The following is a 22,691-nucleotide window of genomic DNA, read 5'->3' as shown; positions in this document are numbered from 1 at the left end:
GGGGCGGAGGGTAGGGGATGTGCCTGAGACGGCACTGAGACTCAGGTTGCTCCCAGGTGCTTGGTCAGTGTGTATTCCGTGATTCCCGGCGGATAGTCCGGGATCACACAAACCACCTCATATCCCTGCCTTTTGTAGAACTCCGGCGCCTGGAAGTCCCAGGTCTCCAGGCGTACGGCCGCACAGCCCCGCTCGGCGCGGGCCACGCGCTCGGCCTGTGCGAGCAGTCGCGAACCGAGGCCGGCGCCGCGATGGCGTTCGTCGACCCAGAGGTAGGTGACATGGAGCCAGGTGGTCCAGGTGTACCCGACGAGCCCGCCGGCCACGGCGTCCGCCTCGTCCAACGCCCAGACCTGGAGCGGGCGTTCACGTACACCTGGGGTTCCGCGCAGGGCGCGCAGGATCGGGGAGGCCGCGGAGTTGGTGTCCCGCAGTCGCCGGCGGAGCAGATCCTGGCGCGATTTGTCGACTTCTGTCTCCAGACGAAACATGCGGCTCACCATAAACGCGTCGGCCAACCAGTTCTGCAAATTACCTTCCGCTCCTGCCCCCCGGCCGTACCCTGATGAACAGCACCGGTGGGGGCCGGTGCTGATCAGGGGGCGAGACAGTCGGGTTCGACGCCCGAAGTGGGGGGTAGCAGTTCATGCACGGCGGCGGCCGTGCGTGCGCCCATCACGCTTCGGGTGTCGTACCCGCGCAGTTCTTTGTCTTGTCTCCCGGTGTCGTCCTCATGACGATGGGGTCCCCTGCTCTTCGAGAGCTTGGGGAAGGGGGTTTCGTGGTTCGCATCCGAGTGCTGGTCGTCGACGACCATCGCATCTTCGCCGAGTCGCTCGCCGCCGCCCTGGCCGCCGAGCCCGATGTCGACGTCTCCGCCGCCGGCAGCGGCCCGGCCGCGCTGCGCAGCCTGGAGCGCGCGGCCGCCGAGGGGCGGCGGTTCGACGTCCTGCTCGTCGACGCCGACCTGGGCGGCAATGTGCCGGGGGTCCGGCCCGCCGTGCCCGTGCAGGAGGTGGGCGAGGACGGGCTCGTGGACGGCATCTCGCTGGTCGCGGGGGTGCGCTCGGCGCAGCCCGCGGTACGGATCGTCGTCCTCGCCGAGAAGGACGATCCGCGCCGGGCCGCGCTCGCCCTGCAGGCCGGGGCGTCCGGGTGGGTGGCCAAGGACTGCTCGCTGTCCCGGCTGCTCACCGTGATCCGCGGCGTCCTGCGCGACGAGACCCATCTGCCGCCGGCCCTGCTCACCGGGGTGCTGCGGGAGCTGACCGCCGCCCGCAAGCACCGCACCGAGAGCGAGCGCCTGGTCGAGTCCCTCACCCCGCGCGAGCGCGAGGTCCTGCGCTGCATGGTGGCCGGTCTGGGCAGAAAGGCGGTCGCAGAGCGCCTTTATCTGTCCCCGCACACGGTCCGGACACATATGCAGAACGTCCTGGGCAAGCTGGGCGTGCACTCGACGCTGGCGGCGGTCGCGCTCGCGCGCAGGGCCGGGGTGGGGCCGGTGGATCTGGGCCCGGCGGGCAGGATCTTGCCGGAGGAGAGCAGCAGCGCGTGATAGATGCCGGGGGCCAGCAACGCCGTCAAGGGGCGCGGGGAACTGCGCGACCAGCCACGATGGCGCCGCAGACGGCAAACAACAGATCGCGGCACTCAGCTCAACCGGGAATGTTGTCGAACGGCGCCGTCAGCTGACGCAACAACGCGGCCAACTCCCCCCGCTGCGCCCGCGACAACTCCGCAAGAATCGCGCGCTCCTGGTCCAACAGCCCGGCGAGCGCCTGATCCGCCCGATCGCGCCCTTCGTCGGTCAGCCGCACCAGCACACCGCGCCGGTCGCTGGGGTCGGGAAGCCGCTCCACCAGGCCCTTCTTGGCCAGCCGGTCGATGCGGTTCGTCATCGTGCCCGAGGTGACCAGGGTCTGCGTCAGCAACTGCCCCGGGGAGAGCTGATACGGCGTCCCCGCGCGCCTGAGCGCGGTCAGCACGTCGAACTCCCAGGGCTCCAGGCTGTGCTCGGAGAAGGCCAGCCGGCGTGCGCGGTCCAGGTGCCGGGCCAGTCTGCTGACCCGGCTGAGCACCTCGAGCGGTTCCACGTCGAGGTCCGGGCGCTCCCGGCGCCACGCTGCGACCAGCCGATCGACCTCGTCCTCCATGGCGATCAGTGTAGTGGTTGTGTCGACATGAAGTCTCTTGACGTCAAGGTATCTAGGGGGCAGGCTGGAGACGAGAAGACAGGAGGCCCCGCCCATGTCCGCTGCCGCCACCCCCACCTGGGACCCCGCCCAGTACCTGCGTCACGCCGGCCACCGCGCCCGCCCCTTCGCCGACCTGCTGGCCCGCGTCCCCGACCTCCCCGGCGAACGCCCCCGCATCGCCGACCTCGGCTGCGGCCCCGGCAACGTCACCGCCCTGCTCGCGCAGCGCTGGCCCACCGCGCACATCACCGGCTACGACAACTCCGCGGAGATGCTCGACCGGGCCCACGTCGAGCACGAGGGGCCGACCGCGGGCGGCGGGCGCCTCGGCTTCGCCCGCGCCGACGTACGGACCTGGACGCCCGAGGAGCCGTACGACCTGATCGTCAGCAACGCCACCCTGCAGTGGGTGCCGGGGCACGCGGACCGGTTCGCGAACTGGGTGCGGGGCCTCAGGCCCGGCGGCACCTTCGCCTTCCAGGTCCCCGGCAACTTCGACGCCCCGAGCCACCGCCTGATGCGCGACCTCGCGCCCCGCTACGGCCTCGCCGACACCCTGCGCCACCAGGACGCCGTGCTCGCCCCGCGGGACTACCTGACCGGGCTGACCGGCCTGGGCTGCTCGGCGGACGTCTGGGAGACGACGTACGTCCATCTCCTGACCGGCGAGGACCCGGTGCTGGACTGGGTGAAGGGCACGGGCCTGCGCCCGGTCCTCACCGCCCTCGCCGACACCCCCGAGGCGCGGGACGCCTTCCTCGCCGACTACCGCGACGCCCTGCGCGCGGCCTACCCGCCCGGCCCGCACGGCACGCCCTTCCCGTTCCGCCGGATCTTCGCCGTGGCCCGCAAGGAGGCGTGATGATCACCGCCGTCGACCATGTCCAGCTCGCGGCCCCGCCCGGCTCGCAGGAGCGGCTGCGGACGTACTACGTGGGCGTCCTCGGCATGACCGAGATCCCCAAGCCGCCCGCACTGGCCGGGCGCGGGGCTGCTGGTTCCAGTCGGGGCCCGTGCAACTGCACCTCGGCATCGAGGAGGACTTCCGGCCCGCGAAAAAGGCCCACCCCGGGCTGCGGGTCACCGGGATCGAGCAGTACGGCGCCCGGCTGCAGGCCCATGGAACGCGAGTGGAATGGGACGAGAAGCTGCCGGGGCACAAGAGGTTCTACTCCTGCGACCCCGTGGGAAACCGGCTGGAGTTCCTGGAGGCGGTGACCGAGGAGCCCCGCACCACTGTTTGAGCCGGCGGCGCACTGGTCACTCGCTGAATGACACCGACGTCAACCTTGCGAGGAGTGAGGGACGTGGCGAAGGAAGAGAAGGCCAGGGGCAAGAAGGAACAGCTCAAGGGCAAGGCCAAGGAAGCGATGGGCCGCGTGGTCGGCAATGAGCGGATGACCGCCGAGGGCAAGGCCGAGCAGAAGAAGGGCCACGCACGCCAGGCGAAGGAGAAGGGCAAGGACACCTTCAAGGGCTGAGCGCGTCGGCACCGAGGAACCGTCGACACGGGGCGCGGGTCAGCTCTTCCGGCGCCCTATCAGGTGCGGCTTCGCCTCCAGGCCGTCCAGCCCGTGCCAGGCCAGGTTCACCAGGTGCGCGGCGACCTCCGCCTTCTTCGGGCGGCGCACGTCCAGCCACCACTGGCCGGTCAGGGCGACCATCCCGACCAGGGCCTGCGCGTACAGCGGGGCCAGCTTGGGGTCGAAGCCGCGGCTCTTGAACTCGCGGCCCAGGATGTCCTCCACCTGGGTGGCGATGTCCGAGATCAGCGAGGCGAAGGACCCCGTCGACTGGGGGATGGGCGAGTCACGGACCAGGATGCGGAAGCCGTCCGTGTACTCCTCGATGTAGTCCAGCAGCGCGAAGGCCGCCTGCTCGCACAGCTCGCGGGGGTGGCCGGCGGTCAGCGAGCTGGTCACCATGTCCAGCAGGCGCCGCATCTCGCGGTCCACCACCACCGCGTACAGGCCCTCCTTGCCGCCGAAGTGCTCGTAGACCACCGGCTTCGAGACGCCCGCCTTCGCGGCGATCTCCTCCACCGACGTGCCCTCGAACCCCTTCGCGGCGAACAGGGTGCGACCGATCTCCAGCAACTGCTGGCGGCGCTCCGCACCGGTCATCCGGGTACGGCGGGTCCGCCGCTGCTTCTCATTGCCGGGGGTACTGCTGGAGTCGGTCGCCACGGCGTCAATCATGCCGCCTCTACGGGTTCCTTCCGGCGCCGGGAGCCGTCTTCCCCGGTGTTGCGGCGTGAATCGATACGCGAGCGTGACGGCCAGCGCACGTCGTACGCCCAGCCGAGCATCTCGAACCAGCGGATCAGACGGGCCGAGGAGTCGATCTGGCCGCGCTCCACACCGTGCCGCGCGGACGTCGGGTCGGCGTGGTGCAGGTTGTGCCAGGACTCGCCGCACGACAGCACGGCCAGCCACCACACGTTGCCCGAACGATCACGCGACTTGAACGGCCGCTTGCCCACCGCGTGGCAGATCGAGTTGATCGACCAGGTGACGTGGTGCAGCAGGGCCACCCGGACCAGCGAGCCCCAGAAGAAGCCCGTGAACGCGCCCCACCAGGACATCGTCACCAGGCCGCCGATCAGCGCCGGCAGCGCCAGCGACAGCGCCGTCCAGTAGATGAACTGGCGGGAGATCGCACGGATCGCCGGGTCCTTGATCAGATCCGGCGCGTACTTGTCCTGCGGCGTCTGCTCCTCGTCGAACATCCAGCCGATATGCGCCCACCACAGGCCCTTCATCAGGGCCGGGACGGTCTCGCCGAACCGCCATGGAGAGTGCGGGTCGCCCTCCGCGTCGGAGAACTTGTGGTGCTTGCGGTGGTCGGCCACCCAGCGCACGATCGGACCCTCGACCGCCAGGGAGCCCGCGATCGCCAGCGCGATCCGCAGGGGCCGCTTGGCCTTGAACGAACCATGGGTGAAGTAGCGGTGGAAGCCGATCGTGATGCCGTGGCAGCCCAGGAAGTAGAAGAAGACCATCAGGCCCAGGTCGAGCCAGCTCACTCCCCAGCCCCAGGCCAGCGGCACCGCCGCGACGAGCGCGAGGAAGGGAACGGTGATGAAGAGAAGGAGCGCGACCTGCTCGATCGAACGCTTCCTCTCGCCACCCAGCGTGGCGGAGTCGGTCGGGGTGTCGTCGTTCGCCTTCGGGGCGTCTTCGATCACATCGGAACTCGTGGTCATAGGGGCGTCCCCTGTGGGGTCGAGGGTTGAGACAGCAGGTGCCGGGCTGCGGGAACTGTTCCCAGGTTCCGTTACAACGATCCCTACGGTTCCGTAACCTACGGCATCGTAAGTATGGCAGTGCGGCGCACGGCGGCAAGAGCCCGAGAGTCTGCGCGTCCGCATGGACACCTATCCTTGGAGTCGGTCGGACAGCGCGGTCCGCTCTGATTTCTTCCCGGATGTCAGGAGCCGTATGCGGCACCCCACCGCGCGGCACCTGCGCCGGGTACCCTCCCGGACGAGCTTCAACACTGCAAGGAGCCGCACCTGTGAGCAGTGCCGACGACCAGACGACGACCAGCAGCGAGCTGCGCGCCGACATCCGCCGACTGGGTGACCTCCTGGGCGAGACCCTCGTCCGCCAGGAAGGACCCGAGCTGCTGGAGCTCGTCGAGAAGGTCCGCCGTCTCACCCGAGAGGACGGCGAAGCCGCCGCCGAGCTGCTGCGCGGCACCGAGCTGGACACCGCGGCCAAGCTGGTCCGCGCCTTCTCCACCTACTTCCACCTGGCCAACGTCACCGAGCAGGTCCACCGCGGCCGCGAGCTGCGCGCCCGGCGCGCCGCCGAAGGCGGTCTCCTCGCCCGTACGGCCGACCGCCTCAAGGACGCCGACCCCGAGCACCTGCGCCAGACGGTCGAGCACCTCAACGTCCGCCCGGTGTTCACCGCCCACCCCACCGAGGCCGCACGCCGCAGCGTCCTCAACAAGCTCCGGCGCGTCGCCGCCCTCCTGGAGACCCCCGTCCTCGACGGGGACCGCCGCCGGAACGACACCCGACTGGCCGAGAACATCGACCTCGTCTGGCAGACAGATGAGCTTCGGGTGGTCCGCCCCGAGCCCGCCGACGAGGCCCGCAACGCCATCTACTACCTCGACGAACTCCACGCCGGCGCCGTCGGCGACGTCCTCGAAGACCTCACCGCGGAACTGGAGCGCGTCGGCCACAAGCTCCCCGACACCACCCGCCCCCTCACCTTCGGCACCTGGATCGGCGGCGACCGCGACGGCAACCCCAACGTCACGCCCCAGGTGACCTGGGACGTCCTCATCCTCCAGCACGAGCACGGCATCAACGACGCCCTGGAGATGATCGACGAGCTGCGCGGCTTCCTGTCCAACTCCATCCGCTACACCGGCGCGACGGAGGAGCTCCTGGAGTCGCTGAAGGCCGACCTCGAAGCCCTCCCCGAGATCAGCCCCCGCTACAAGCGCCTCAACGCCGAGGAGCCCTACCGGCTCAAGGCCACCTGTATCCGGCAGAAGCTGGAGAACACCAAGACACGCCTGGCCAAGGGCATCCCGCACGAGGCCGGCCGCGACTACCTCGGCACCGGCGAGCTGCTGCACGACCTCACCCTGATCCAGACCTCGCTCAGGGAACACCGCGGCGGCCTGTTCGCCGACGGCCGCATGAACCGCACGATCCGCACGCTGTCCGCGTTCGGCCTCCAGCTCGCCACCATGGACGTACGCGAGCACGCCGACGCCCACCACCACGCCCTCGGCCAGCTCTTCGACCGGCTCGGCGAGGAGTCCTGGCGCTACGCCGACATGCCCCGCGACTACCGCGCCAAGCTGCTCGCCAAGGAACTGCGCTCCCGCCGCCCCCTCGCCCCCACCCCGGCACCCGTCGACGCGGCCGGCGAGAAGACCCTCGGCGTGTTCCAGACCGTCAAGAAGGCCCTGGAGGTCTTCGGACCCGAGGTCATCGAGTCGTACATCATCTCCATGTGCCAGGGCGCCGACGACGTCTTCGCCGCGACCGTGCTCGCCCGCGAAGCCGGCCTGATCGACCTGCACGCCGGCTGGGCCAGGATCGGCATCGTGCCGCTCCTGGAGACCACCGACGAGCTCAAGGCCGCCGACACCATCCTGGAGGACATGCTCTCCGACCCGTCCTACCGCAGGCTCGTGGCCCTGCGCGGCGACGTCCAGGAGGTCATGCTCGGCTACTCCGACTCCTCCAAGTTCGGCGGCATCACCACCAGCCAGTGGGAGATCCACCGCGCCCAGCGCCGCCTGCGCGACGTCGCCCACCGCTACGGGGTGCGGCTGAGGCTGTTCCACGGCCGCGGCGGCACCGTCGGCCGCGGCGGCGGCCCCTCCCACGACGCCATCCTCGCCCAGCCCTGGGGCACCCTGGAGGGCGAGATCAAGGTCACCGAGCAGGGCGAGGTCATCTCCGACAAGTACCTCGTGCCCTCGCTCGCCCGCGAGAACCTGGAGCTGACCGTCGCGGCCACCCTCCAGGCCTCCGCCCTGCACACCGCCCCCCGCCAGCCCGAAGAGGCCCTGGCCCGCTGGGACGCCGCCATGGACGTCGTCAGCGACGCCGCCCACGCCGCCTACCGTCGGCTCGTCGAGGACCCCGACCTGCCCGCCTACTTCTTCGCCTCCACCCCCGTCGACCAGCTCGCCGACCTCCACCTCGGGTCCCGGCCTTCACGCAGGCCGGACTCGGGAGCGGGCCTGGACGGACTGCGGGCCATCCCCTGGGTGTTCGGCTGGACCCAGTCCCGGCAGATCGTGCCCGGCTGGTTCGGCGTCGGCTCCGGCCTCAAGGCGCTGCGCGAGGCCGGCCTGGACACCGTGCTCGACGAGATGCACGAACAGTGGCACTTCTTCCGCAACTTCATCTCCAACGTCGAGATGACCCTCGCCAAGACCGACCTGCGGATCGCCACGCACTACGTCGACACCCTCGTGCCGGACGAACTCAAGCACGTCTTCGACACCATCCGCGCCGAACACGAACTCACCGTCGCGGAAGTCCTGAAGGTGACCGGCGAGAAGGAACTCCTCGACGCGGCGCCGGTCCTGAAGCAGACCTTCGCCATCCGCGACGCCTACCTGGACCCCATCTCCTACCTCCAGGTCACCCTGCTCAAGCGCCAGCGCGACGCCGCGGCTGCCGGCGCCGAGCCCGACCCGCTGCTCTCCCGCGCCCTGCTCCTCACCGTCAACGGCGTGGCCGCAGGCCTGCGCAACACCGGCTGAGCGCCCCGCACACGAACGGTGCCCCCGTGCTTCGTACGAAGGCTACGAAGCACGGGGGCACCGCTCATGTCAGCCGCTCGCGTCAGGCGGCGCTACGACGCCGGAACGCCAGATAGCCACCCACACCCAGCAGCGCCAGGGCGGCCGCGGACAGCAGACCCACCGGGGCACCATTGCCGGTCTCGGCGAGATCACCCTCCACGCCGCCCTGCGCCGACGGGGACGACGACGGGGCGGCACCGGCGGACGTGGACGGGCTCGAGGACGGCTCGTCCGTCGGCTCGTCGGTCGGCTCACCCGGCGCCTGCGACTCGGAGGCCGACGGCGTGGCCGTACCGCCGCCCTCCTCCTCGTCCTCACAGTCCGTCCAGAACACCTTGTGCTTCGCGGACCCCTTCTCGCCCTCGAAGTTCCAGAACAGCTTGTAGTGCCCGTCGGCCAGCGTCATGTCCTCGGTACGGCCGTGACCCTCGCCGTCCAGCGTGATCGCGCCGGACTTCACGGTCTCGCCCTTGACATCGGCCGTCGGGGCCCAGGCCTCGATGTGCCACGAGACCTTCTGGACGCTGTCGAACCCGAACGCGTCCAGATAGAACTCACACACGTGCGGCTCGTTGCGGCGCAACTCCTCGCCGGTGGAGGCGTCATGAATCTTGACGGTGCCGTTGTCACCCGGAGCGGTGGCGTGAGCGGCGGCCGGGGCACAGATAACGGCGGCCGCGGCGACGGCGGACAGGGCGCCGACGCGGTTGAGGGTACGCATGAGGCAGTAGTCCATCTTCGTGAAGGAACGGGAAGATGTGGAGGGGGCGGCTAAGCATCCAGCCCGCACTGACCTCAGGTCAATCACGAACCGACAACACTCCCATCCTCCACAGACATGGAGAACGGCACACACCTCAGACGGTCACGAATGCCGCCGTCAGCAACGCGACCCCCGATCCCGCCAGCACCCACGCAAGCCGCGACCGCCGCAACCCGCCCGCCACCACGACCGACGCCAGCAACAGCGCTCCACCCATCGGAACCCACGCATACAGCACACCCGCGGGCCCCGACCGCACGACATCGTCACTGCCCGGCTTGACCACGACCGTGTACGTCTGCCCCTTGCGCACGGCCACGCTCTTGTCGATGACGACCGACTCCCGCGCCCGCGAACCCTCCGAGACCGGCGTATACGGGCCGCTGCACGTGTCCGCACCACAACGCGTCACCTTGATCGTGCCGCTCTCCCGGCCCTTCGTGAGCATCACATGATGAGCGGTGCCCCACGAGGCCCACACACCCGCGATCAGGATCAGCACCGCGACCGTACCCATCGCCGCGACCCGCCCGAACCGCAGCGCCGCGACCGCGCCCTGACTGGAAACAACGGCAGAAGGCATGGCCGCGATCCTTGGCCATGCCCCTGCGACCGGTCAACCTCGGCCCGGCCCGACAGCCGGACAAGTCAGGAGTTGTACGTGCTTTGCGCCCGCTCCAAGCCCTCGATCACCAGACACTCCACCGCATCCGCCGCACGGTCCACGAAGTAGTCCAGCTCCTTGCGCTCCGCCGACGAGAAGTCCTTCAACACGAAATCCGCGACCTGCATACGACCCGGAGGACGCCCGATACCGAACCGCACCCGGTGATAGTCCGCACCCATCGCCTTCGTCATCGACTTCAGCCCGTTGTGCCCGTTGTCCCCACCACCGAGCTTCAGCCGCAGCGTGCCGTAGTCGATGTCCAACTCGTCATGGACGGCGACGATGTTCGCGACCGGCACCTTGTAGAAATCACGCAGGGCGCTCACCGGCCCACCCGACAGATTCATGTACGACATCGGCTTCGCGAGAACCACCCGCCGGTTCGCCGGCCCCGGCGGACCGATACGGCCCTCCACCACCTGCGCCTGCGCCCGGCCCGCCCGCTTGAACCGCCCCCCGATCCGCCCGGCCAGCAGATCGGCCACCATGAACCCGACGTTGTGCCGGTTCATGGCGTACTCCGGCCCAGGATTGCCCAGACCCACGATCAACCACGGGGCATTGGCGTCGCCCGTCACGTCCCTGTCTCCCTTGATACGCGTCGGCCGCTGCCCCGCACGGGAACAGCGGCCGACGAACCGTCGAAAACGGCCGGCGAGGATCAGGCCTCGGCAGCCTCTTCGCCCTCGGCCGCCTCGCCCTCCGGGGCCTCCTCGGCCTGCGCGGCCAGCACCTGGAGGACCACCGCGTCCTCCTCGACCGCCAGCGTGGTGCCCTTCGGCAGGGTGATGTCCTTGGCCAGGACGGAGGCACCGGCCGCCAGACCCTCCACGGACACCGTGACGGACTCGGGGATGTGCGTGGCCTCGGCCTCCACCGGCAGCGCGTTCAGGACGTGCTCCAGCAGGTTGCCACCCGCCGCCAGCTCACCCTCGGTGTGCACCGGGATCTCGACGTTGACCTTCTCGCCACGCTTGACCAGCAGCAGGTCGACGTGCTCCAGGAAACCCTTCAGCGGGTCACGCTGCACAGCCTTCGGAATCGCCAGCTCGTTCGTCTTGCCGTCGATGTCCAGCGAGATCAGGACGTTCGGCGTACGCAGCGCCAGCAGCAGGTCATGGCCCGGAAGCGTCAGGTGCAGCGGGTCCGCACCGTGGCCGTACAGCACACCGGGAACCTTCGCGTCACGACGGATACGACGGGCCGCACCCTTACCGAACTCGGTACGGGTCTCGGCAGAGATCTTCACCTCGGACATACGGATCACTCCTCGCAGAAACTAGGAACGGACGTGGTCACCCGGCCACGAACGGCCTGCTACGAAGAGCGCGTCGATAACGGACCACCGCATCCCACGAAAAACGGGAACGGCCTCCCTCGCCGAGCAACTGAAACAGTCTACTCGGACCAGGAGGCCGCACCCAAAACGATCTCTACTGCTCGTCGAACAGGCTCGTCACCGAACCGTCCTCGAACACCTCACGCACCGCCGACGCGATCGTCGGCGCGATCGACAGCACCGTCAACTTGTCCAGATCCCGGCTCAGCTCACCCGGCGTCGGCAGCGTGTTCGTGAACACGAACTCACTCACCCGCGAGTTCTTCAACCGGTCCGCGGCAGGGCCGGAGAGCACACCGTGCGTGGCCGTCACGATGACGTCCTCCGCACCGTGCGCGAACAGCGCGTCAGCCGCCGCACAGATCGTGCCACCCGTGTCGATCATGTCATCGACCAGCACACACACCCGGCCCCTGACCTCACCCACGACCTCGTGGACGGTCACCTGATTCGCCACGTCCTTGTCACGCCGCTTGTGCACGATGGCGAGAGGAGCGCCCAGCCGGTCACACCAACGGTCAGCCACCCGCACACGCCCCGCGTCCGGGGACACGACCGTCAGCTTCTCCTTGTCCACCTTGTCGCCCACGTAGTCCGCGAGGAGGGGGAGCGCGAAGAGGTGGTCGACGGGCCCGTCGAAGAAGCCCTGAATCTGGTCGGTGTGCAGATCCACGGTCAGGATCCGGTCCGCACCCGCCGTCTTCATCAGATCCGCGATCAGACGCGCCGAGATCGGTTCACGCCCCCGGTGCTTCTTGTCCTGCCGCGCGTAACCGTAGAACGGCACAATGACCGTGATGGAGCGAGCCGACGCACGCTTCAACGCATCGATCATGATCAACTGCTCCATGATCCACTGATTGATCGGAGCCGTGTGGCTCTGGATCACAAAGCAGTCCGCGCCACGCGCCGACTCCTGGTAACGGACGTAGATCTCACCGTTGGCGAAGTCGAAGGCCTTCGTCGGGACAACCCCGACACCCAGCTCGTGGGCGACCTCCTCGGCAAGCTCGGGGTGGGCGCGGCCGGAGAAGAACATCAACTTCTTCTCGCCGGTCGTCTTGATCCCGGTCACAGCACTGTCTCCTCAGAGGTGTCTCAGCTGGGTGTCGAGCTGGTGGCGTGCGGGTTGCACTTATCACGGTACGCCGTGTTTGACGCGCCCGTTTCCGGTCAGTCCTCGCTCTCGACCTGCCGCAAAGCAGCCTCCGCCGCCTTCGCGGCAGCACTGCCCGGACGCTTACGAGCCACCCAACCCTCGATATTCCGCTGCTGACCACGGGCCACGGCCAGCGAACCGGGCGGCACATCCTTCGTGATCACAGACCCGGCAGCGGTGTACGCACCATCCCCGACCGTGACCGGAGCCACAAACATGTTGTCCGAGCCGGTACGACAGTGCGAGCCCACCGTCGTGTGGTGTTTGTCCTGCCCGTCATAGTTCACGAAGACACTGGCGGCACCGATGTTGGTGTACTCACCGATCGTCGCGTCACCGACATACGACAGATGCGGGACCTTCGACCCCTCACCGATCGAGGCGTTCTTCGTCTCGACATAGGTACCGATCTTGCCCTTGGCGCCCAGCCGCGTCCCGGGCCGCAGATAGGCATACGGCCCCACACTCGCGTTGGGTCCGACGTGAGAGCTGACGGCCACGGTGTTGTCGACGCGAGCGCCGGCGTCGACACGCGTGTCCCTCAGACGGCTGTTGGGACCCACCTCCGCGCCCTCGCCGAGATGAGTGGAACCCTGCAACTGCGTGCCCGGCTGCACGATCGCATCCTGCTCGAAGGTGACGGTCACATCGATCCAGGTCGTCGCGGGGTCGACGACCGTGACACCGGCCAGCATGGCGGCGGTCAGCAACCGGTCGTTGAGAATCCGCCGCGCCTCGGCGAGCTGCACCCGGTTGTTGATCCCCGCGATCTCACGGTGATCGCCGGCGACGGAAGCCCCGACCCGATGCCCCGCCTCGCGCAGAATGCCGAGCACATCGGTCAGGTATTCCTCCCCCTGACTGTTGTCGGTACGCACCTTGCCGAGAGCATCGGCGAGGAGCTGCCCGTCGAAGGCGAAGACACCCGAGTTGATCTCCCGGATCGCCCGCTGCGACTCACTCGCGTCCTTGTGCTCGACGATCGCGGTCACGGCACCGGAAACACCGTCGCGCACGATCCGGCCGTACCCGGTCGCATCCGGCACCTCGGCGGTCAGCACGGTCACGGCGTTGCCGTCGGTGGAGTGGGTGGCGGTGAGGTGGGTGAGGGTCTCGCCGGTGAGGAGGGGAGTGTCGCCGCAGACGACGACAACGGTCCCGTCGACTCCGCCGCCGAGCTCTTCGAGAGCCATCCTTACGGCGTGCCCGGTGCCGTTCTGCTCGGCCTGCACTGCGGTGCGGACGTCGGGGTCGATCTCGCCGAGGTGCGCGGTGACCTTCTCACGGGCGTGGCCGACCACGACGACGAGATGCTCGGGGTCCAACTCACGCGCGGCGGCGAGCACGTGCCCTACGAGGCTGCGTCCACAGATCTCGTGCAGGACCTTGGGTGTGGCCGACTTCATACGGGTGCCCTCACCCGCTGCGAGAACGACGACGGCTGCCGGGCGAATGGCGCTCACGGTTTGCCCTTCGGATGTGGCGGGGTGGGGTGACATCCGCAGGATACCGGGGTGTTTCGTGGGGGATATGGGAGCGGGCCCCGGCTCGTTGCCAGGGCCCGCTCAGGCTGGGCTCCCGGGGGAGGACTCGAACCCCCATAAGTGACACCAAAAGACACCGTCTTGCCCTTAGACGACCCGGGATGGCCGCTATGTCCGGTTCGATAGATCGCCCGGACGGACAGCTCCTACTATGCCGTACCAGGCGCCCTCGATGCGACGGTACAGATCAGCTCCTTGCCGCACCTTGATGCAGAGGCACCCTCGATAGCTGGCTCCGGTGTTCTTGCGCACGGTTGTCGGATTGTGCTTCTTGAGCGTTGTCTTGCCTAGGGCTGACCGGTCGATGCCGACGAAGTCGGCCCAGTACTGCTCCGCCGCCTCGACGTCTGCGGACTCGTGGATCATGACGCGGCAGCGCAAGCGATCACGCCCCACCTCAAGGAGCCGCAGCCAGGCGAGGAAGACGGAGATCATTCCGGGATCGCTGTTGACGAACTCCACGCTCTCGCGGCGGGCGTGCGGCTTGTCCTTTGTGCCCTCGGCCCAATAGAGGGCCACGCCCATGATGAACAGCTCGCGGTCTGAAAGCTCGCCCACGGCTTCTGCTGCAGCCAGCTTGGTCGCGCGGCGCTCTTGATCCTGCGTGGCGCGCAGCCGTGCCAGTCCCGCGTTCATGCGTGCGCGTTGTTCCTCTGGTGTGCACTTGGGTTCGGGGGTCGGCAGATCTCGAACCCAGAGAGACACCGAGCTCTTCGAACAGCCCAGCTCGGCCTGGATCTGGTTGTACGTCCAGCCCTGCCTTCGCAGCTCCCGTGCCCGCTCGCGCAGGTCGTCCTTCGCTCGTGGGCGCTTCGTCCAATCCGGCGGCGGCTCGCCCTCAACGAGGCGTTGGAGGATCTCCTTGTTGTGGACCTGAAGTTCGTCGCGGATCTGCCGAAGGCTGTAGCCCCGCCGTCGCAGCGCCACCGCCTGTTCCCGCAGCCCCTCGAAGTCGGCGTATTTGCCCTGTGGATGTGCCATGGGCATACCGTCCGGGCGGAATGATCGCTTCCGAGGTCGAACGGTGAGCGATTCAGCAGTTCGAGGGATATCGGGCGGTTTCGCTTTCGTTCGGTCACGGACTGTGGTGTAGGCCAGTCCGCAAAACTCACCAGAAAACCACCGCCGCGCGCCCGTAGGCTGGAGGCATGACCACGACGGGGGAAGAGCGCGCCGAGGTCCCGCAGCCGGGGGTGGGGCCGTGGTGGTGGGGCCGGGTGCGCAGTGCGGTGCTGGACGTCGGTTTGGGCGTCGTGTCCGCGGTGGAGTGCGGTTTCGAGGGGGTTCGGTTCGCGCGGGACGCCGGGATTCCGCTGGCCGCGGGGGTCGTGTTCGGGGTGCTCGCGGGGTCGGTGCTGGTGCTGCGGCGGCGTTGGCCCATCGCCGTCGTCCTCGTGTTCATCGCCGTGCTGCCCGCGCAGATGGGGTTCCTGCTGGGCATCGTCGGGTTGTACACGCTCGCCGCTTCCGAGTTGCCGAGGCGGATCATCGCGTCGTTGGCGGGGATGTCGTTCGTCGGCACGTTGATCGTGATGTTCGTGTGGATGCGGCAGGGCGTGGACCGGGGTGAGCTGAGTTTCGGGGACTGGGTGGTGCCGTTCGCGTCGCTCACCACCGCGCTGGGCGTGACCGCGCCTCCGCTTCTCCTTGGTTTGTACGTGGGGGCCAGGCGGCGGCTGATGGAGAGCTTGCGGGAGCGCGCGGACAGCCTGGAGCGGGAGTTGCAGTTGCTCGCGGAGCGGGCGGAGGAGCGGGCCGAGTGGGCGCGGGGTGAGGAGCGGACGCGGATCGCGCGGGAGATGCATGACGTCGTCGCGCATCGGGTGAGTCTGATGGTGGTGCATGCGGCCGCGTTGCAGGCGGTGGCTCGGAAGGATCCCGAGAAGGCCGTGAAGAATGCCGCGCTGGTGGGGGACATGGGCCGGCAGGCGCTGACCGAGTTGCGGGAGATGCTCGGGGTGCTGCGCAGTGGGGGTGCGGGTGCGGAGAAGGCCCAGCGGGCCGTCGTGCCGCTTGCCGCGGTGGGGGCTGCCGCCGCTGCCGCTGCCGATCGGGAGCGGTCCGGTGGTGATGAGAGAGGTGCCGAGGGGCCCTGTCTGTCGGAGTTGGACGAGTTGATCGAGCAGTCGGCCGCCACGGGGATGGCCGTGGATCTGTCCGTGGACGGTGAGACGCGGGCGTATGCGCCGGAGATCGAGCAGACGGCGTATCGGGTGGTGCAGGAGGCGCTGACGAACGTCCACAAGCATGCGGCGGGTGCGAAGACGCATGTGCGGCTGGCGCATCGGGTGTCGGAGATCGCGATGCAGGTGGAGAACGAGCCGCCGCCGGAGTTGTCGTCGGCGTCGTCGGCTCGGTTGCCGTCGGGGGGCAACGGGCTGGTGGGGATGAAGGAGCGGGTCGTCGCGCTGGGCGGGGTGTTTGTGTCCGGGCCGACGGATGCGGGGGGTTTTCGGGTGTCGGCGGTGATTCCGTCGGCGTGAGCCGGGCCGGGCCGGTGGCCGGGTTCAGCCCGCGGTGAGCCGTACCGGTTCTATGCCTCCGACGAGGCCGGCGAGGGCTTGGTCGATGTCGGGTCCGAGGTACCAGTCGCCGGTGTGGTCGAGGACGTAGACGCGGCCGTCGGTGTCGATGGCGAGGAGGGCCTGGCTGTCGGTCTCGGCGCCGAGGGGGCAGACCTCGGTGTCGAGGGCGCGGCCGAGGTCTCCGAGGGTGCGGGCCATGTGGAGGCCGTGGAGCGGGTCGAAGTGGAGGTTGGCGGGGGCGACCTGGCGGCCGGGGCCGGTGGGTGTGATGTGCAGGCCGCCGAACTCGGCCCAGGCCTCGACGGCGGCGGGGAAGACGGTGTGCCGGTGGCCGGCGGGTGAGGTGTGTTCGCGCAGGCTGTCGGCCCAGACTTCGGCCTGTTTGATGTCCCAGCGTCCGGGTTGCCAGCCGGCGGCGCGCAGGGCGGCGTCGACGGGGACGGGGAAGCGGGTGGTTGAGGTGCGGTCGGTGTGCATCTGCCCTTCGATCGTCGAGTGCGCCGGGTTCGTGGCTGCGCCTGGCCGCCCGGCTGGGTGCGGTCGTACTGGTGGATCTGGTGGATCCGGTGGATCTGGTGGTTGCGGTGGGTCAGCCGCCCGTCGCCGTCGGGTCGACGATGCGGACGCCGAAGTGGGCGCTGAGGGCGGTGCAGGCGCGGCAGGGGGCGGCGAAGCTGCCGTGCAGGGGGTCGCCGTCCTCGCGGATGCGGCGGGCGGTGAGTTTGGCCTGTTTGAGGGCTTTGCGGGCTTCGCCGTTGGTCATGGGTTTGCGGGCGGCGCGTTTGCTGCGGGCGGTGTCGGCGGCGGTGATGTGGCGTGAGATGAGGATGGTCTCGGCGCAGCGGCCGGTGAAGCGGTCGCGTTGGGCGCTGGTGAGGGTGTCGAGGAAGTCCTGTACGAGGTGGTGCAGCTCGGGGGGCTGGTCGCCGCGGGCGGCGGTGCCGGTGAGGGTGGCGCCGCGGACGGAGAGGGCGGCGGCGACGGTGGGGAGTATGCCGTCGCGGCGGTGGTGGAGGGTGGGCGCGTGCGGGGTTTCGGTGGCGCTCCAGCCGATTCGGGGGTCGCCGGACCTCGGGTGGTGCGGCCCTGTCTGCGTCACGTTCATGATCATCATCCCCTCCCGAGCATCCCCCGTGCATGCTCTCGGACGTCACAGAGTGCCAAATGCCGTGGCGGGTGCGGAAGCTGGGGCGACGCGACACGCCCGGGTTTGGGCTGGCTGTCACGGTGGGGTGACGGCTGGTCACGGAAGCGGAGGGGGTCGTGACCGGCGCCGGTGACCGGTGTCGTCGTACCGCATAGGCTGTCGGCACCGCTTTCCATGCGGTGACGCGTGGACGCAGACGAGACAGTCGATACGTGGCGTTGTGACCGAGAGTGGTCGTGGCGGCGCGTATCAGAACGCCGCAGGGGGCAACCGCCATGACGACAGGTCGGCTCGGGCTGGGGGCACCTCCCGGCCGCCAGGCCGGGGGACAAGCCGCGCCGCCGAACGCGGCCTACGCCGGGCAGGTCGTGCATTTCCCGGATCCGGTACGGGCGTCGCGTCACCCGAGAGGAGTACGGGTCGACGAGCGTGGTTACCCCGACTTCTCGCCGTATGCGCGCGCGGCGGCTCAGATCGCGGAGCCGCCGGAGGGTTTCGGTGTCGACGAGTTGCGGCTGACGGACTATGTGTCGGCGAACGCGGCGCTGGCGGCGTCGGGGCACGAGTTGTGGGACACGGTGCCGGCGGTGGCGACTCCGCACGGCTGGACCTGGCATCACGTGGTGGGCGCGCGGCGGCTGGAGTTGGTTCCGGTCGAGGTGAAGGCGCTGCTGAGGCATCACGGTGGGATCGCGACGTCGGCGGTGGATCAGAACAAGCGGGGCACGCGGCCGTTGCAGGACACGCGGCCGGCGCACTTCCGGCTGCCGAAGTCGGGTGTGGCCGTGACGGAGTCGCAGGTGCTGGGGGTCGAGGAGGATCTCGGGTATCGGTTGCCGGGTGCGTATCGGTCGTTTCTGAAGGCGGCGGGCGGGTGTGCGCCCGTGGGGACCGCGCTGGACGCGGAGTTGGGGCTGCTGGTCGACCAGCCGTTGTTCACGGTGCGGGACGAGGCGGCGGTCAATGACCTGGTCTATGTCAACAAGTGCCTGCGGGACCATCTGACCAAGGACTATCTGGGTGTTGGGTTTGTGCAGGGCGGGTTGCTGGCCTTGAAGGTGAAGGGCGAGCGGCTCGGTTCGGTGTGGTTCTGCGCGTACGACGACGCGCGGGATGTGGATCCGGCGTGGTCACCGGCTGAGCGTGTGGAGCGGTTGTTGCTGCCGTGCGGTGAGGACTTCGATGCGTTTCTGTCCCGGCTGGCGGGTTCTCCGCCGGAGTTGGAGACGGTGGCGAATCTGATGGTGGACGGTGGGTTCGCGCGTGTGGTGCCTGTCGCGGCCGCGGCTGTGGGGGAGTGAGCTTCGCGATGGTGACGTTCGCACAGGCGCAGGAGCGCGCCGAGGAGTGGATCAACGGGGACCTGCCGGCGTACCAGCATCGTGAGGTGCGGGTGCGGGAGTTCGAGCGCGGGTTCGTGGTGTGGGCGGAGGACCGCGCGGACGGGCCGAGTTCGGACGGCGGTGCCCAGCGGCTGGTGATCGCCCGGGACAGCGGGGAGGCCACGCTGTGGCCCGCGCTGCCGGTGGGTGAGGTGATTCGCCGGTACGAGGAGGAGTACGGCCGTGCGGACGCGGCGGCGGAGCCTGCGCCGGCTGCGGCGGCGAGGGTGGACCTGAACCAGACGTCGTTTTTGCTGACTCCGCCGGAGTGGTTGCAGGAGGCGGCCAATCAGTTGGGGGTTCCGGATCGGCGGGGTGGGGGTTCCGGCTCTGGGGTGGGTTCGGGGTCGGCTTCGGAGTCGGGTGCGGGCTCCGGGGCGGGTGCAGGCTCCGGTTCGGGTTCGGGCGCCGATGGTGCTGGGGGGCTTCCTGAGACGCAGGGTGCGGTTCCGGTGGGGGTGGCCGGGTCCGGCTCGGGTGACTCGGGCCACTTCGGTGACTCGGGCGACTCGGGTGTGGGTGGTTCCGGGGTGATGGGCGGGTCTTCGGCCGCTTCGTCGCCGGGGATGCCTGATGTGCCCGACGGGGCTACTCCGTGGGCGGGGACGGACACCAACGCCGATGCGGGTGAGGACCGTTCCGTGCCGTTGCCGGAGACGGTGTTCGCGCCGCCGCTCAGCGGTGACGACAGTACGCCGCCGGACGCCAAGACGGCGCTGATGTCGGGCGGCAGCCAGCTTCCGCCTACGGCGGTGTCGCCGGCGGTGGACGACGAGGACGCGGCGGGTGCGGCGGGTGAGCCCGGGAGTACGCCTCTGCCTGTGCCGGGTGCGCCTTCGTATGGGTATCCGCAGGGGGCGGGTGGGGCGACGCCGCCTCCGCCGCCGGGTGCGCCGTCCTACGGGTACCCGCAGGGCGCGGGTGCGCCCGGTACGCCGCCGTCGGCGGGGGCTCCCGCGCCGGGCCCTGGTGCCACGCCGCCGCCCGCACCCTCCTACGGCTACCCGCAGGGCGGGCCCGCCGGTGCTCCCGGGGTGCCGCAGGCTCCGGGCGCTCCCGGGGCGCCGGGGCGGCCGCCCGCGCCGGACGCCGGGGACATCGCCGATGCCGTGACTAGCAAGGCGGAGCCCCCTCGGGCACGGGGCGGGGTCGCGCCGCCTCCGCCGCCGGGGGTGCCGGGGACGCCGGGTGCGGCGGGTGCGCGGTCGGGGGTGCCGGGGACGCCGGGTGCACGGTCGGCTCCGGGCGCGCCGTCGGCTCCGGGTGCGCCCGGGGCTTCGGGTGCGTCGGGTGGCGGTTACGTGCCTACGCAGCTTGTGTCGTCGCTCGGGCCCGATGGGCCGGAGGGCACTGCCGGGCCCGGGGCTCCGCAGGGTCCCGGTGCGCCGAACCCGCCTGGGCTTCCGCAGCCGCCCGGTGCCCCGGGCGCGCCCGGCATGCCCGGCGCGCCGCAGCCTCCGGGCGCCCCCAACCCGCCCGGTACGCCCGGTGGTACGCCCCCCGGCGGGGTGCACCACGCCGCGACCGTGCTGGCCGAACCGAGCGGTATGGGCGGCGCGCCGCACCCTCCGGGCGCCCCTGGGGCTCCGGGTGCGCCTGGGGCTTCGGGCGCCCCTGGGGCTCCGGGCACTCCGAACCCGCCCGGTCCCCCGAACCCGCCCGGCCTCCCCAACCCGCCGGGTACTCCGGGTGCCCCGGGCATGCCTGGCGCTCCGCAGCCGCCCGGTGCCCCGGGTGCTCCCGGCTCCTCGGGAGGTGCCGTGCACCACGCGGAGACCGTGCTGGCCGCGCCCCCGGCGGGCGGCCCCGGCGTACCCCCGCCGCCGTCGGCTCCGGGTGCCCCGGGTGTTCCGCTGGCTCCGGGTGCTCCGGGTGCTCCGCAGTCTTCGGGCATCCCGGCCCCTGGCGCTCCGGCTCCCGGCGCACCGCAGTCTTCGGGCGGCCCCGGCATGCCCCCAGGCGCCCCCGGCATGCCGCCGGCGGGACCTGGTATGCCGCCTCCCGGCGCTCCCGGCGCTCCCGGCGCTCCCGGCGCTCCCGGCGCTCCCGGCGCTCCCGGCGCTCCCGGCGCTCCCGGCGCACATGGCGCCCCGCATGCCCCGGCCGCTCCGGCTCCGGGTGCTCCGTCGACTCCGGGCGCCCCGGCCTCTGGCGCCCCGGCCTCTGGTGCCCCGGCCCCTGGCGCCCCGGCTTCCGGCACCCCCGGCACCCCGGCCCCCGGCGCTCCCGGCACCCCCACCCCAGGCATGCCCGGCGCCCCCCAGCCGCCCATGCCCCCAGGCGCCGTCCCACCCCCGCCCGGGCACCCCGGCCCCGGCCAACCCGGCACCGACCAGCACGGCCACCCCGGGCCGGGCCAGCCAGGCCACCCCACCCCCGGCCACCCCACCCCGGCCCAGCCAGGCCACTCCGCCCCCGGCCACCCCACCCCGGCCCAGCCAGGCCACCCCACTCCGCCCCACCCGGCCCAACAAGGCCCCGCCCAGCCCTCGTACGGCTACCCCCCGCAACCCACCGGCCAGCCCACCGTCGGCCCGGGCTACCAGGCCGTCCTTCGCTACCGTGCTCAGGACGGGTCCGAGCAGCAGCTCATTCGGCGTTCCGCGCCGGGTACGCCGCACCCGGAGTGGCAGATCTTCCACGAGTTGCGCGGTATGAACGTGCCGCCGGATCAGGTGCTGGAGCTGCACACCGAGTTGGAGTCGTGCGAGCTGCCGGGTGCGTACTGTGCGCGGATGATCCGGGAGCAGTGGCCGCAGGCCCGCATCACGTCCATCGCGCCGTACGGCACGGATCACGCGAGCCGGCAGCAGGGCATGCAGCAACTGCTCGCCCACCAGGGCGAGTTGCACGAGGTCGCCGACGGCCCCGCTCGCCCGGGCCCGGTGCGTGCCCCGCTGCCGCAGGTGCAGTCGGCGCCGCCGATCCCGCCGGAGGGTGTGGCGCAGGAGCTGGCGGGGGCGTTCGGTCCGGGTCTCTTCCGGTTCGAGCAGGCCGCCGTGTCCCGGCAGGGCGTGCCGCCGGTCGTGGCGCACAGCCTGGTCGTCGGCGGTCTGCCGATGGACATGGGCCCGTTCTTCTGGGCGCAGGCCCAGCCGGGGCGGCCCGTGCCGACGCTGGCGGAGCTGGCGCAGGAGCGCGGGGTGCAGCCGGCGTCGGACGCGGGGTCGTACCTCGTCATGGGCAGCGACTTCGGCAAGGCCGTCTGTGTGCAGTACGGCACGGCGAACATCGTCGCCGTGCCGGTGGAGGCCGGCCCGGGCGGTGCGCCCGTACCGCCGCAGTTCGTGAACACCGGCCTGCCGGAGTTCCAGCGCTGCCTGGCGCTGCTGGGCCGGATGTGGCGGCTTCGCTTCGGCCTCAACCAGGAGCAGGCGGGCCGCTGGACCGTCGACTTCCAGGCCCAGCTCGCCGCCCTCGACCCGGCGGCGCTCGGTTCGCCGGAGAGCTGGTGGTCGGTGCTGCTGGAGCAGATGTGGGACGGGTTGCTGTAACGCCACCCCGGCACGGCACCTGAAGGGGCCGGCTCCCGGTGATACGACCGGGGCCGGCCCTTTCGTATGCCCTCTGCCTGTGCCCTGTGCTGTGTTCCTCAGCCTTCTCGGCCCGGAGTGTCGCGTTATGAGCGTCTACACCCGATACATCAAGATGTGCGCTAAATCATCATTTTCGTAGGCGTTCG

Annotated in this window: 20 protein-coding genes, 1 tRNA gene and 1 pseudogene; 8 read left to right on the top strand and 14 right to left on the bottom strand. The window is 70.4% G+C overall.

Going from position 1 to position 22,691, the window contains the following annotated elements:
- Positions 1 to 41 precede the first annotated feature (41 nt).
- Positions 42 to 503 carry a GNAT family N-acetyltransferase gene (locus ACP4J3_RS20115; protein WP_426536532.1) on the bottom strand — a complete coding sequence of 154 codons (462 nt, stop codon included), beginning with the start codon at positions 501 to 503 and terminating at the stop codon, positions 42 to 44.
- 278 nt (positions 504 to 781) lie between these two features.
- On the opposite strand from ACP4J3_RS20115, the gene ACP4J3_RS20110 reads away from it, so the two are divergent.
- Positions 782 to 1,555 carry a LuxR C-terminal-related transcriptional regulator gene (locus tag ACP4J3_RS20110; RefSeq protein ID WP_194045202.1) on the top strand — a complete coding sequence of 258 codons (774 nt, stop codon included), beginning with the start codon at positions 782 to 784 and terminating at the stop codon, positions 1,553 to 1,555.
- A gap of 100 nt (positions 1,556 to 1,655) precedes the next feature.
- Here ACP4J3_RS20110 and tamR read toward each other — a convergent pair whose 3' ends face one another.
- Positions 1,656 to 2,153, bottom strand: coding sequence for a MarR family transcriptional regulator TamR (gene tamR / locus ACP4J3_RS20105; protein WP_019753616.1), 498 nt, complete (start codon positions 2,151 to 2,153; stop codon positions 1,656 to 1,658).
- A gap of 94 nt (positions 2,154 to 2,247) precedes the next feature.
- Here tamR and ACP4J3_RS20100 point away from each other — a divergent pair, with 94 nt between their 5' ends.
- From ACP4J3_RS20100 to ACP4J3_RS20090, 3 genes and pseudogenes are all read left to right on the top strand, one after another.
- The gene (locus ACP4J3_RS20100) at positions 2,248 to 3,057 is read left to right on the top strand and encodes a trans-aconitate 2-methyltransferase (RefSeq protein ID WP_426536266.1); all 810 of its coding nucleotides are present in this window, start codon (positions 2,248 to 2,250) and stop codon (positions 3,055 to 3,057) included.
- Positions 3,057 to 3,439, top strand: a pseudogene (locus ACP4J3_RS20095) (glyoxalase). The gene ACP4J3_RS20100 and the pseudogene ACP4J3_RS20095 overlap by 1 nt, the downstream one beginning before the upstream one ends.
- A 63-nt stretch (positions 3,440 to 3,502) precedes the next feature.
- Positions 3,503 to 3,676 (top strand): CsbD family protein, encoded by a 174-nt coding sequence (locus ACP4J3_RS20090; RefSeq protein ID WP_426536264.1) that lies wholly within the window; start codon positions 3,503 to 3,505, stop codon positions 3,674 to 3,676.
- A 39-nt stretch (positions 3,677 to 3,715) separates the two neighbouring features.
- Here ACP4J3_RS20090 and ACP4J3_RS20085 read toward each other — a convergent pair whose 3' ends face one another.
- Positions 3,716 to 4,393 (bottom strand): TetR/AcrR family transcriptional regulator, encoded by a 678-nt coding sequence (locus tag ACP4J3_RS20085; protein WP_194045210.1) that lies wholly within the window; start codon positions 4,391 to 4,393, stop codon positions 3,716 to 3,718.
- Complete coding sequence (locus ACP4J3_RS20080) at positions 4,390 to 5,400, bottom strand: acyl-CoA desaturase (RefSeq protein ID WP_426536262.1); 1,011 nt, start codon at positions 5,398 to 5,400, stop codon at positions 4,390 to 4,392. The genes ACP4J3_RS20085 and ACP4J3_RS20080 overlap by 4 nt, the downstream gene beginning before the upstream one ends.
- 311 nt (positions 5,401 to 5,711) lie before the next feature.
- On the opposite strand from ACP4J3_RS20080, the gene ppc reads away from it, so the two are divergent.
- Positions 5,712 to 8,441, top strand: a complete 2,730-nt coding sequence (gene ppc, locus ACP4J3_RS20075) for a phosphoenolpyruvate carboxylase (RefSeq protein WP_426536260.1) — start codon at positions 5,712 to 5,714, stop codon at positions 8,439 to 8,441.
- Positions 8,442 to 8,523: 82 nt separating this feature from the next.
- Here ppc and ACP4J3_RS20070 read toward each other — a convergent pair whose 3' ends face one another.
- The 8 genes from ACP4J3_RS20070 to ACP4J3_RS20035 form a co-directional block, all read right to left on the bottom strand.
- Positions 8,524 to 9,204, bottom strand: a complete 681-nt coding sequence (locus ACP4J3_RS20070) for an LPXTG cell wall anchor domain-containing protein (protein WP_426536258.1) — start codon at positions 9,202 to 9,204, stop codon at positions 8,524 to 8,526.
- A gap of 136 nt (positions 9,205 to 9,340) precedes the next feature.
- On the bottom strand, positions 9,341 to 9,829 hold the full coding sequence (locus ACP4J3_RS20065; RefSeq protein WP_426536256.1) for a hypothetical protein: 489 nt from the start codon (positions 9,827 to 9,829) through the stop codon (positions 9,341 to 9,343).
- Between the two features lie 65 nt (positions 9,830 to 9,894).
- Positions 9,895 to 10,491: an aminoacyl-tRNA hydrolase gene (gene pth / locus ACP4J3_RS20060; RefSeq protein ID WP_426536254.1), complete on the bottom strand. Its 597-nt coding sequence runs from the start codon at positions 10,489 to 10,491 to the stop codon at positions 9,895 to 9,897.
- Between the two features lie 83 nt (positions 10,492 to 10,574).
- Complete coding sequence (locus ACP4J3_RS20055) at positions 10,575 to 11,171, bottom strand: 50S ribosomal protein L25/general stress protein Ctc (protein ID WP_426536252.1); 597 nt, start codon at positions 11,169 to 11,171, stop codon at positions 10,575 to 10,577.
- Positions 11,172 to 11,346: 175 nt separating this feature from the next.
- Positions 11,347 to 12,327, bottom strand: a complete 981-nt coding sequence (locus tag ACP4J3_RS20050; protein ID WP_426536250.1) for a ribose-phosphate diphosphokinase — start codon at positions 12,325 to 12,327, stop codon at positions 11,347 to 11,349.
- 98 nt (positions 12,328 to 12,425) lie between these two features.
- Positions 12,426 to 13,874 carry a bifunctional UDP-N-acetylglucosamine diphosphorylase/glucosamine-1-phosphate N-acetyltransferase GlmU gene (glmU, locus tag ACP4J3_RS20045; RefSeq protein WP_426536248.1) on the bottom strand — a complete coding sequence of 483 codons (1,449 nt, stop codon included), beginning with the start codon at positions 13,872 to 13,874 and terminating at the stop codon, positions 12,426 to 12,428.
- Between the two features lie 112 nt (positions 13,875 to 13,986).
- Positions 13,987 to 14,057 (bottom strand) — tRNA-Gln (locus tag ACP4J3_RS20040).
- Between the two features lie 6 nt (positions 14,058 to 14,063).
- Positions 14,064 to 14,936 (bottom strand): hypothetical protein, encoded by an 873-nt coding sequence (locus tag ACP4J3_RS20035; protein WP_426536246.1) that lies wholly within the window; start codon positions 14,934 to 14,936, stop codon positions 14,064 to 14,066.
- 167 nt (positions 14,937 to 15,103) lie between these two features.
- Here ACP4J3_RS20035 and ACP4J3_RS20030 point away from each other — a divergent pair, with 167 nt between their 5' ends.
- Complete coding sequence (locus ACP4J3_RS20030; RefSeq protein ID WP_426536244.1) at positions 15,104 to 16,438, top strand: sensor histidine kinase; 1,335 nt, start codon at positions 15,104 to 15,106, stop codon at positions 16,436 to 16,438.
- A gap of 24 nt (positions 16,439 to 16,462) precedes the next feature.
- On the opposite strand, the gene ACP4J3_RS20025 is transcribed toward ACP4J3_RS20030, so the two are convergent.
- Together ACP4J3_RS20025 and ACP4J3_RS20020 are read right to left on the bottom strand one after the other, a co-directional pair.
- Entirely contained in the window at positions 16,463 to 16,957 is a 495-nt protein-coding gene (locus ACP4J3_RS20025; RefSeq protein WP_426536242.1) for an SUKH-3 domain-containing protein, read from the bottom strand.
- Positions 16,958 to 17,069: 112 nt separating this feature from the next.
- Positions 17,070 to 17,594 carry a YwqJ-related putative deaminase gene (locus ACP4J3_RS20020; protein ID WP_426536240.1) on the bottom strand — a complete coding sequence of 175 codons (525 nt, stop codon included), beginning with the start codon at positions 17,592 to 17,594 and terminating at the stop codon, positions 17,070 to 17,072.
- Between the two features lie 308 nt (positions 17,595 to 17,902).
- Between ACP4J3_RS20020 and ACP4J3_RS20015 the strand changes: the two genes are divergently transcribed.
- Positions 17,903 to 18,928 carry an SMI1/KNR4 family protein gene (locus ACP4J3_RS20015; RefSeq protein ID WP_426536530.1) on the top strand — a complete coding sequence of 342 codons (1,026 nt, stop codon included), beginning with the start codon at positions 17,903 to 17,905 and terminating at the stop codon, positions 18,926 to 18,928.
- 902 nt (positions 18,929 to 19,830) lie between these two features.
- Positions 19,831 to 22,503 (top strand): SUKH-4 family immunity protein, encoded by a 2,673-nt coding sequence (locus ACP4J3_RS20010; RefSeq protein ID WP_426536528.1) that lies wholly within the window; start codon positions 19,831 to 19,833, stop codon positions 22,501 to 22,503.
- Positions 22,504 to 22,691: the final 188 nt, after the last annotated feature.

Origin of the sequence: Streptomyces sp. UG1, assembly GCF_049974585.1 — a bacterium.
Taxonomy (GTDB): domain Bacteria; phylum Actinomycetota; class Actinomycetes; order Streptomycetales; family Streptomycetaceae; genus Streptomyces.
The sequence above is the reverse complement of the archived record's forward strand: the minus strand, read 5'-3'. Positions and strand labels throughout refer to the sequence as shown.

Coding starts and splice junctions, on each gene's coding strand:
- ACP4J3_RS20115 (WP_426536532.1), bottom strand. CDS start 503: ATGGTGAGCCGCATGTTTCGTCTGGAGACAGAAGTCGACAAATCGCGC.
- tamR (WP_019753616.1), bottom strand. CDS start 2,153: ATGGAGGACGAGGTCGATCGGCTGGTCGCAGCGTGGCGCCGGGAGCGC.
- ACP4J3_RS20100 (WP_426536266.1), top strand. CDS start 2,248: ATGTCCGCTGCCGCCACCCCCACCTGGGACCCCGCCCAGTACCTGCGT.
- ACP4J3_RS20085 (WP_194045210.1), bottom strand. CDS start 4,393: ATGATTGACGCCGTGGCGACCGACTCCAGCAGTACCCCCGGCAATGAG.
- ACP4J3_RS20080 (WP_426536262.1), bottom strand. CDS start 5,400: ATGACCACGAGTTCCGATGTGATCGAAGACGCCCCGAAGGCGAACGAC.
- ACP4J3_RS20070 (WP_426536258.1), bottom strand. CDS start 9,204: ATGCGTACCCTCAACCGCGTCGGCGCCCTGTCCGCCGTCGCCGCGGCC.
- ACP4J3_RS20065 (WP_426536256.1), bottom strand. CDS start 9,829: ATGCCTTCTGCCGTTGTTTCCAGTCAGGGCGCGGTCGCGGCGCTGCGG.
- ACP4J3_RS20055 (WP_426536252.1), bottom strand. CDS start 11,171: ATGTCCGAGGTGAAGATCTCTGCCGAGACCCGTACCGAGTTCGGTAAG.
- ACP4J3_RS20035 (WP_426536246.1), bottom strand. CDS start 14,936: ATGGCACATCCACAGGGCAAATACGCCGACTTCGAGGGGCTGCGGGAA.
- ACP4J3_RS20030 (WP_426536244.1), top strand. CDS start 15,104: ATGACCACGACGGGGGAAGAGCGCGCCGAGGTCCCGCAGCCGGGGGTG.
- ACP4J3_RS20025 (WP_426536242.1), bottom strand. CDS start 16,957: ATGCACACCGACCGCACCTCAACCACCCGCTTCCCCGTCCCCGTCGAC.
- ACP4J3_RS20020 (WP_426536240.1), bottom strand. CDS start 17,594: ATGATGATCATGAACGTGACGCAGACAGGGCCGCACCACCCGAGGTCC.
- ACP4J3_RS20015 (WP_426536530.1), top strand. CDS start 17,903: ATGACGACAGGTCGGCTCGGGCTGGGGGCACCTCCCGGCCGCCAGGCC.